Source organism: Sulfurimonas sp. (genome assembly GCF_027056685.1).
Classification (GTDB): domain Bacteria; phylum Campylobacterota; class Campylobacteria; order Campylobacterales; family Sulfurimonadaceae; genus Sulfurimonas.
Genome location: NZ_JALUKE010000081.1, coordinates 1 through 4,479, shown reverse-complemented (window position 1 = coordinate 4,479; position 4,479 = coordinate 1). Strand labels below are relative to the sequence as shown.

The following is a 4,479-nucleotide window of genomic DNA, read 5'->3' as shown; positions in this document are numbered from 1 at the left end:
GCATACTTATTGTGCTAAGTATTGTCATAAATAACAATGTCCTTATTTTTAATTTTTATCAGATAAATTTAAAACATCAAAGCGATGAAATAGAACAGCAGCTCGATGCACTATCTCTAAGAGCAAAACCAATTCTTATGACAATGGTCTCAAACGCCTTAGCCCTTTTACCTATCGCTTTAGCAATAGGCACAGGCACCCAAATCATCCAAGATTTAGCAATTGCCATTATGGGAGGTCTGCTTTTTGCTATTGTCATTAACCTCTACCTCATCCCACTCTTTTTCCATTTTATAAGAATAAGATAATATAATGCAGCTATGAAAAATAAAGATAAAGATGAAAATAATAATATTGACCCTAAAAATTTAATGGCAGTTGAGCGTGCCACAACAGCACTTATTGGTACTGCCATATCGCTCATAGTATTAGGCTTCGTTGTAGAAAAATTTGAGCTTTTTTTAGATTTAATCTCTATGCAGTTAAAAGGAAAACAAGATCTATCTGTGCCACAATTACAAAACACAGACTTCTACAACTACCTTGGTATAGCAATAGTAAGTGCCGGCATCATTTTAGCTCTCTATACTTATCGCTACTATACACTATGGATTAAACATCTACAGGAAGGGAAAATAGATACTGACAAAAATATCTATTTTCTTTTATCTATTTTTGTAGCATTAATAGGTGTAGTAATGCTTGTTGGTATGGTAATCGTATAATTTTGAGAATATTTATATGAAACTGCTTATTATAGAAGATGATGAAGATATTATCTCCTTTTTGACAAGAGGATTTCAAGAAGATGGACATCTCCTTGAGAGTGCAATTGATGGCGAAGATGGGGAATATTTAGCCTCTATAAATAGCTATGATGTCATCATTATTGATTGGATGCTTCCATCTAAAAATGGCATTGAAATCATCACAAGTTTACGAGAAAAAAACATTCTCACACCTATTATTATGCTAAGTGCCAAAGGTGAGATTGAAAATAAAATAGAAGGGCTACAGCACGGTGCAGATGATTATTTGAGCAAACCATTCTCATTTGCAGAACTAGAAGCAAGGGTTGCAGCACTGCATCGAAGAAGCGTCTCTCAAGGCGTAACACTCCTTCATATAGGCGAAATCACAATCAATACCACTACAAAGATAGTCACAAAAGGAGAAGCTCAAATTATACTAACAGCAAAAGAGTATGAACTTCTACTCTTTTTAATACAACATAAAAATATATTTGTCACAAATGAGATGATAGAAGAGCAACTTTGGGGTATGCAAGAGTATATAAACTCAAATGTCATTCAAGTGACTATTTATCATTTGAGAAAAAAACTTACAAAAGAGCTTATAAAAAGCACAAGAGGTTTAGGGTATAAAATTGCAGTTTAAATCTTTAAAAACACGCGTACTTCTTTGGTTTGGAATGGTCTCATTTGTTGTGCTAACACTTTTTGGATTTTCATTCAACTACTTTTTAAACAACAGTATCAATAATAATATAAAAAACAAACTCCAATTTATTGCCCATAAATACAACGACCATATAGAGATAAAAAACATAGGTATTGCCATCATAAATAGTGGAAAAATAGTACAAAAAAATAGTGCTTTCACTCTAAAAAAATATAAAAAATACCTCAAGCAGAAAAAGAACTTTTTTATTATTAGCTATAAAGATGATGATGACTATATTGATGCACTCTATCTTGAAAGACGGGGCAATAAGACAATTATGATTGTCAAAAAAAATATTGACAATAAAATAGAAGATTTTCAAGATACTCTCCTTCTTCTCATCCCAATTTTACTCTTTGTTCTCATTTTTTTAGCAAGTAAACTCATAGATAAAATACTGCTCCCCATCAATAAACTAAGAGAGAGTACAAAAAATATTAGCATTACAAAATTTACACAAGAGATAGAAATTCCAAAAGAAAATGATGAAATAAGAGAACTTATACTCTCTTTTAATGCAATGATAAAACGCCTCAAAGATGGTGTAGAGCGTCTTGATAGATTTAACTCTGATGTCTCTCATGAACTAAAAACGCCTCTTACTGTCATTCAAGGAGAGATAGAAATAACGCTTAAAAAACTACGCAAACCACTAGAGTATGAAAAATCACTCAAGGTCATACAAAAACAGTCGTGGCAAATTACACGCATTGTAAACCAGCTTCTACTTTTAACAAAATACTCCAGAGAAAACATTCAAGAATCATTTCAAAATTGTGCACTTGATTCTATGCTACTAGCAACTATAGACAAATTTCAAACGCAACTCAATGAAAAGAATTTACAACTTACTATTAAAAAAATTGAGCCTATAAACTTCAAAGCAAATCCCATACTGATGGAGTCACTTTTTACAAACCTTATAGATAATGCAATTAAATATACCCAAAAAGATAAAACCATCACACTCTCTTTATTTCAAGATTCAAAAATTCATTTTACTATTGAAGATGAGGGCATAGGAATAGCAAAAGAGCATCTTCAAAAAATTACAGAGAGATTTTACAGAGCAGATAGTGCAAGAAATAAAAAGATTGCAGGTTTTGGTCTTGGTCTGAGCATCGTACAAAATAGTGTTTCTATGCATAATGGTACACTACAAATAAAATCAGAAGAGGGAAGTGGAACTGTAGTAGCTGTTATTTTTTAACTTGAAAGATTGTTCCAAAAAAGGTACAATTAGATATGAATAAAAAGATTAATGTTGTTTTTTACAAAACACCTGCAGGTAATGAACCTGTTAGAGAGTGGTTAATATCTTTAGAACAAGAAGATAAAAAAACAATAGGTGCAGATATTAAAACTGTTGAGTATGGTTGGCCAATAGGAATGCCTATATCAAAACCACTTGGTAATAACCTTTATGAGGTAAGAAGTAATATATCTAGTAAGAGAATTGCACGAGTGATTTTTATAATTATGGACAATTATATGATACTTTTAAATGGCTTTATTAAAAAAACACAGAAGACACCAATAAATGAAATAAATTTAGCACTTAAGCGTGTCAAGGAAATAAAATGAAATTAAATACTGACGCAATCGGAAGCTCTTTTGATGAGTTTCTAGAAGAAGAAAATATATTAGCAGAATCAGATGCAACTGCTATTAAGCGTGTAATTGCTTATGAAGTTCAAAAATCAATGAAAGAGAAAAATATAACTAAAACAGAGATGGCAAAACGAATGGGAACAAGTAGAAGTTCACTAACACGATTACTTGATCCATTTAATAGTTCCATCACATTAACAACTATAGAAACTGCTCTTAGCGCAATTGGAAAAAAGATACAAATTCAAATAGTTTGAAATTTACAACTCATATATAAAAAAACTCATTTATTCAAGGATTTTCCATGGCTAAAAACGCTTCAAATAAAACTTTAATCACTATTGTTGTCATTTTAATCATCGCTCTTTTAGGTGCTTCTGCAGCGGCTTTTTGGTATCTTAACAAAATTGATACTGCTCAAACGCAGTTAAACAGACAAGAGCAAAACACTACCGATGAAACACTTGCAAAAATAGGTCCCCTTTATCCACTCAAGCCTTTTACTGTAAATCTAAGAACAGCAAGTGGTAAAGATGTTTACCTCAAAGCAACACTTACTTTAGAGCTTGATGACAAACTCCTCTCAAAAGAGCTCGATGCGAAGAATGCTGTCATTCGTGATAACATCATTATGATTTTAAGCAACCAAACAGCGCAAAGTATTACTTCAGATATGGGTAAATCAAAAATCTGTAAGAAAATAAAAGCCAACCTCAACTCCATACTTACTGATGGACAGATACGCAATGTCTACATAGTCAACTTTGTCATTCAGTAGCTTTCATTTTTATTTCATCTAAGAAGCCTATAATAGTAAATATTTTTCACTATTATAGGATAAAAAATGCGTAACAAAATAGTTCTTATTTTTCTACTTGCCCTTACAGCTCAAGCAAATATGACAAGCTTTTATAAAGATGCGATGAAAACGCTACAGTATGAAAAGAGTTATAATCTTTACGAGACATCAAACAAAACTTCTCAAAGTGCTGTAACTTACTCAAAATATGCTAACTTTACTCTTGATGGTGCCTACTCAAAAACATATGCGCAGTATTTGCCAACATCATCAGGAAGTTTCAACACAACTGACATCTCTTTACATGACACTTTAGACCTTTTTGGAAAAAATAACTACAAAATCCAAACGCTGCGTTTAGATGTAAAGAGTGAAAAGAAAAAACTCTCTCTCAAAAAAGAACAACTCTTTATCTCATTGGTAAATATGGTTGCCCTTTACAATAAAACGCAAATGCAACTCAAAATCCACCAAGAACTTTATAAAAAACAGCAAAAAATTTATGTAAAACTTGAAGGTTTAGCAAAAAATGGAGACATAACTGCACTTGACATACTGCGTTTTAAAAACACCCTCACAACCCTGCAGACAAAAATAGTTGCACA

8 protein-coding genes are annotated in these 4,479 nt (G+C 31.9%); all 8 read left to right on the top strand.

Annotated elements, in window-relative coordinates; translation table 11 throughout:
- Window positions 1–308, top strand: a 308-nt coding sequence (locus tag MVY38_RS03555) for an efflux RND transporter permease subunit (RefSeq protein ID WP_297483652.1), incomplete at its 5' end; no start/stop codon positions are given.
- Window positions 309–320: 12 nt separating this feature from the next.
- The gene (locus tag MVY38_RS03550) at window positions 321–725 is read left to right on the top strand and encodes a DUF202 domain-containing protein (protein WP_297483650.1); all 405 of its coding nucleotides are present in this window, start codon (window positions 321–323) and stop codon (window positions 723–725) included.
- A 16-nt stretch (window positions 726–741) separates the two neighbouring features.
- Window positions 742–1,398, top strand: coding sequence for a response regulator transcription factor (locus MVY38_RS03545; RefSeq protein WP_297483649.1), 657 nt, complete (start codon window positions 742–744; stop codon window positions 1,396–1,398).
- Window positions 1,388–2,674, top strand: coding sequence for an ATP-binding protein (locus MVY38_RS03540; RefSeq protein WP_297483647.1), 1,287 nt, complete (start codon window positions 1,388–1,390; stop codon window positions 2,672–2,674). The genes MVY38_RS03545 and MVY38_RS03540 overlap by 11 nt, the downstream gene beginning before the upstream one ends.
- A gap of 35 nt (window positions 2,675–2,709) precedes the next feature.
- Complete coding sequence (locus MVY38_RS03535; RefSeq protein ID WP_297483645.1) at window positions 2,710–3,048, top strand: type II toxin-antitoxin system RelE/ParE family toxin; 339 nt, start codon at window positions 2,710–2,712, stop codon at window positions 3,046–3,048.
- Window positions 3,045–3,332 (top strand): helix-turn-helix transcriptional regulator, encoded by a 288-nt coding sequence (locus tag MVY38_RS03530; protein WP_297483643.1) that lies wholly within the window; start codon window positions 3,045–3,047, stop codon window positions 3,330–3,332. Before MVY38_RS03535 ends, MVY38_RS03530 begins: the two co-directional genes overlap by 4 nt.
- A 47-nt stretch (window positions 3,333–3,379) precedes the next feature.
- Complete coding sequence (locus MVY38_RS03525; RefSeq protein WP_297483641.1) at window positions 3,380–3,853, top strand: flagellar basal body-associated FliL family protein; 474 nt, start codon at window positions 3,380–3,382, stop codon at window positions 3,851–3,853.
- A gap of 66 nt (window positions 3,854–3,919) precedes the next feature.
- The coding region (locus MVY38_RS03520; protein WP_297483639.1) for a TolC family protein at window positions 3,920–4,479 on the top strand (560 nt) is incomplete at its 3' end.